This window comes from Streptomyces sp. NPDC003011 (assembly GCF_053591515.1).
The window spans coordinates 1-3,915 of the sequence record NZ_JBSFTY010000175.1 but is presented as its reverse complement, the minus strand read 5'-3'; the positions used below and the strand labels follow the sequence as shown (position 1 = coordinate 3,915).

At 75.2% G+C, this 3,915-nt stretch carries 4 protein-coding genes; all 4 read left to right on the top strand.

Annotated features, from left to right (window positions below; genetic code table 11):
* The first annotated feature begins 22 nt into the window (after positions 1-22).
* Positions 23-739, top strand: coding sequence for a hypothetical protein (locus ACWD0J_RS41040; protein WP_451500968.1), 717 nt, complete (start codon positions 23-25; stop codon positions 737-739).
* Between the two features lie 35 nt (positions 740-774).
* Positions 775-1,473 (top strand): response regulator, encoded by a 699-nt coding sequence (locus ACWD0J_RS41035; RefSeq protein WP_451500967.1) that lies wholly within the window; start codon positions 775-777, stop codon positions 1,471-1,473.
* Positions 1,470-3,287 carry an ATP-binding protein gene (locus ACWD0J_RS41030; RefSeq protein ID WP_451500966.1) on the top strand — a complete coding sequence of 606 codons (1,818 nt, stop codon included), beginning with the start codon at positions 1,470-1,472 and terminating at the stop codon, positions 3,285-3,287. The genes ACWD0J_RS41035 and ACWD0J_RS41030 overlap by 4 nt, the downstream gene beginning before the upstream one ends.
* Before the next feature lie 71 nt (positions 3,288-3,358).
* Positions 3,359-3,811 (top strand): DUF6098 family protein, encoded by a 453-nt coding sequence (locus tag ACWD0J_RS41025; RefSeq protein ID WP_451500965.1) that lies wholly within the window; start codon positions 3,359-3,361, stop codon positions 3,809-3,811.
* The last annotated feature ends 104 nt before the right edge of the window (positions 3,812-3,915 follow it).

The following is a 3,915-nucleotide window of genomic DNA, read 5'->3' as shown; positions in this document are numbered from 1 at the left end:
GGTGTTTCCGCTCGCGCTCGCGCTGCCTCAGATACGGCGGCTGGCGGCGGGCCCGGCGGTCCCGGACCACCGCCCCGAGGCCGCCCCGACGCGCAAGGCCGCGGCCCCGTCCGCCCCGTCGTCCTCCTCCGAGGTCTCCGTCGCGGCCGCCCCGCGGCGACTGCCCGGCCTCGGGCCGCAGACCCTCGCCGAGGTGCCCTCCCGCACCCGGCAGGCCGTCGTCGTGACCGGGCGCGGCAAGAACTCCTCGACGTCCACCGTCGTCCTGTACGAGCGCACCCCGGCCGGCTGGCAGGCCGGCGAGAGCTGGCCCGCGCACAACGCGCTCAAGGGCTGGACCGACCACCACCGGCTCGGGGACCTGCGCTCACCCGTCGGCGTCTACACGCTCACCGCCGCCGGCGGCCTGCTGCGCGACCCCGGGACCCGGCTGCCGTACGACCGGTCGACGGCGTTCAGCCTGTCCGGCACCGGCTTCGAGGGCGAGCCGCTCGCCGGGTCCTTCGACCACGTGATCGCCATCGACTACAACCGGAAGCCCGGCACCTCACCCCTGGACTGGACCCGGCCCCTCGGCGCGGACCGCGGCGGCGGCATCTGGCTGCACGTCGACCACGGCGGGCCGACCCAGGGCTGCGTCAGCATCGCCGAACAGCACATGAAGGCGCTGCTGCTGGCCCTGGACCCCGAACGTCACCCCGTCGTCGTCATGGGCGACGCAGCCTCCCTGGCCCGCTGAGGCCTCCCGACCCCCTACCGCTTAGGATCCGCCGGATGTGCGCACACGTGCTGGTCGCCGAGGACGACGCGATGCAGGCCGAGCTCGTCCGGCGCTCCCTGCTGGCGGAGGGCCACACCGCGACCGTGGTCCACGACGGCCGGGCCGCCCTCGACGCGGCCCGCCGGCTCAGGCCGGACCTCGTCGTCCTGGACCTGATGCTGCCGGTGATCGACGGCTTCGGCGTGTGCCGGGTGCTGCGCCGGGACGACGACATCCCCGTCCTGATGCTCACCGCCCGCACCGCCGAGGACGACGTCCTGCTGGGCCTGGAACTCGGCGCCGACGACTACATGACCAAGCCGTACAGTCCGCGTGAGCTGATGGCCCGCATCCGTACCGTGCTGCGGCGCAGCGGGCGGGCGGCCGCCGACCGGCGGGAGGACCCCGCCGTACGGGCCGGGGGGATCACGGTCGACCCGGTACGGCACGAGGTGAGCTGTGACGGAGCGCCCGTGGAGTGCACGCCGGCCGAGTTCGAGATCCTGCTGGCGATGGCCGGCGAGCCGGAACGGGTGTTCTCCCGGCGGCAGTTGCTGGAGGTCACCCGGGGCACCGACCGGGCCTCCACCGAACGGGCCGTCGACGTCCACGTCATGAACCTGCGCCGCAAGATCGAGGCGGACCCGCGCCGGCCGGCCCGGCTGCTGACCGTCTTCGGGGTCGGCTACAAGCTCAGCGGCGGCCGCGGATGAGCGGCTGGATACCGCTGCGCAAGCGCCTGCTGGTCCGGCTGCTCATCACCTCCGGCCTCATCGCCGTGTGCTCCGTGGCGGCGACGGCCTGGCTGGCGGTGGAGACCACCACCCGCGCCCTGCGGGAGGAGCAGGGCCAGGTCCTCGCCGACGACATGGACGTCCTCGCCCGGCTCAGCGGCCACGCCGCGACCCACCCCGACTGGAGGGGCGTCCAGAAGACCGTACGGGACCTGTCCGCGAAGACGGGCCGGCGCATCGCCCTCACCGGCGCCGACCGTACGGCCATCGCCGACTCCGCGCCGCCCGGCACCGCCCTGCCGCTGACCGCCGCCGCCACAGTCGACCCCCTGCGCACCGACACCTTCACCGAGCGCGGCGCCCAGCTCGGCGGCACGGACCCCCGGGTGGTGGGCCCCTACCGGATCACCGCGGCGGAACGCGCCAAGCTCGACGTCCTGGCCCGGGCACGCCAGGCCTGCTTCGCCCGCCACGGCATCGAGCTGCGCCTCACCCGCACGCCGAGCGGCCGCCCCCTCCTCACGGGGACGGACGGGCAAGCGGACACCGGCCCGGTGCCCGACGCGTGCGCCGACGGCCTGCTGAACACGCCGGTTCCCACGGAGGAGAAGGCGCTGAGCGCACTGCGGGCGCGCGCCCGTGGCTGTCTGAACCGGACGGGCCTGGATCCCGGGATGCCGTTGTCGCTCGGAGTGGACTTCACCGGTTCCGCGCGGGCACCGACCGCCGCGCCCGGGTTCGCCAAAGCGGCCGGCAAGGCCCTGCGCACGGCCCAGGCCTGCGTCGACGACGCCCGCCGCGCCCAGCTCGACCCGTACGTCGCCCCCGCCGCCCAGCTGTTCCTCGGCGGCGACGGGGACACTCCCGCCGTGCGGTTCGACATGTCCCCGGCCAACAAGGCCAAGGTCGTCGGCGCCGCCGGGCTGGTCCTCGCCGTGACCGTCGCCGTGACCGCGATGGTCGCCACCCGGCTGGTGCGGCCCCTGCGCGCCCTCACCGAGGCGGCCCAGCAGCCGCCGGAGCGGCATGTGCGGGTCCCGGTCACCACCCGCGACGAGACCGGCATCCTGGCCGCCGCCTTCAACGAGCTGACCGAGCGCCGCGAACGCCTGGAGGCCCAGCGCAAGGCGATGGTCAGCGACATCGCCCACGAACTGCGCACCCCGCTCACCAACATCCGCGGCTGGCTGGAGGTCACCCGCGACGGCGTCGTCGACCCGGACCCGGCGCTGCTCGCCGCCCTGCACGACGAGGCCCTCGTCCTCCAGCGCGTCATCGACGACCTGCGCGACCTCGCCGACGCCGACGCCGGCACCCTGCGGCTGCACCGGGAGCCGGTCGCCTGCGCCGACCTCCTCGACCAGGTCGCCGCCGCGCACCGCGTGGCGGCGGACACGGCGGGCGTCCTGCTGCGCACCACCGTGGACGGCACGCCCTGGCTGGACGCCGACCCGGTCCGGCTGCGGCAGGCACTGGGCAACCTGGTCTCCAACGCGCTGCGCCACACGCCCGCCGACGGCACGGTCACCCTGTCCGCGCGCCGCGACGGCGACGCCGTCCTGCTGGAGGTCACCGACACCGGCGCCGGCATCCCGGCCGACGACCTGCCGCGCGTCTTCGAGCGGTTCTGGCGTGCGGAGAAGTCCCGCAGCCGGCGCACCGGCGGCAGCGGCCTGGGCCTGCCGATCGTCCGCCACCTGGTCGCCGCGCACGGCGGCACCGTCGACGCGGCCAGCGAACCCGGCGCCGGCAGCGTCTTCACCCTGCGGCTGCCCGGCGCCCCGGCACGCTAGCGGTCCGTCCGATTCCGTCTGCGCGGTACGGGTACCCCGTCTGCGCGCGACGCCATGAGGGAGGTCATCACATGGGCGTATCGGACGACCTGCCGGTCGTACACACACTCGCCGAGCTCACCGACCTGGTCGAACGGCACCAGGGCCTGTATGTCCGCTGGTCGCGTGGCCCGGGCACCGACCTCGCGGACGTGTCCAGCACGGACGAGCTGACCGGCGTGCCCATGCCGGGGCTGTCGGCCAACCCGCTCGACGTCGAGGAGTGGTGGGAGGGCCGGCCCGTGGCCGTGTGGGTGGCCCGGCGGCTGTACGACTACTCGCATCTGCCGCACGAGAAGGGACCCGGTGTCCGTCCCTGGGTCCTCAAGGGCCGGGAGACGGGCCGCGGGCCCGACAACGAGCCGTTGCTCGCGGACATCCGGCCGCTGTGCTGGATCGACACCCGCACGATCGACGAGGCCCGGGAGGCGGTGGAGCGGCAGGAGAAGTCCTGGGGTCCACTGCGCCGCACCGGCGGCGGATGACGCGGTGAGAACGCGGTGACGCCCGCGGTGACGAGCAGGACACCGGCGCCCGCGCGCAGCAGGCTGAGCGTGCGCCGGCGCCGTCCGGCCTCGACCCAGCGGGC

Coding starts and splice junctions, on each gene's coding strand:
- ACWD0J_RS41035 (WP_451500967.1), top strand. CDS start 775: ATGTGCGCACACGTGCTGGTCGCCGAGGACGACGCGATGCAGGCCGAG.
- ACWD0J_RS41030 (WP_451500966.1), top strand. CDS start 1,470: ATGAGCGGCTGGATACCGCTGCGCAAGCGCCTGCTGGTCCGGCTGCTC.
- ACWD0J_RS41025 (WP_451500965.1), top strand. CDS start 3,359: ATGGGCGTATCGGACGACCTGCCGGTCGTACACACACTCGCCGAGCTC.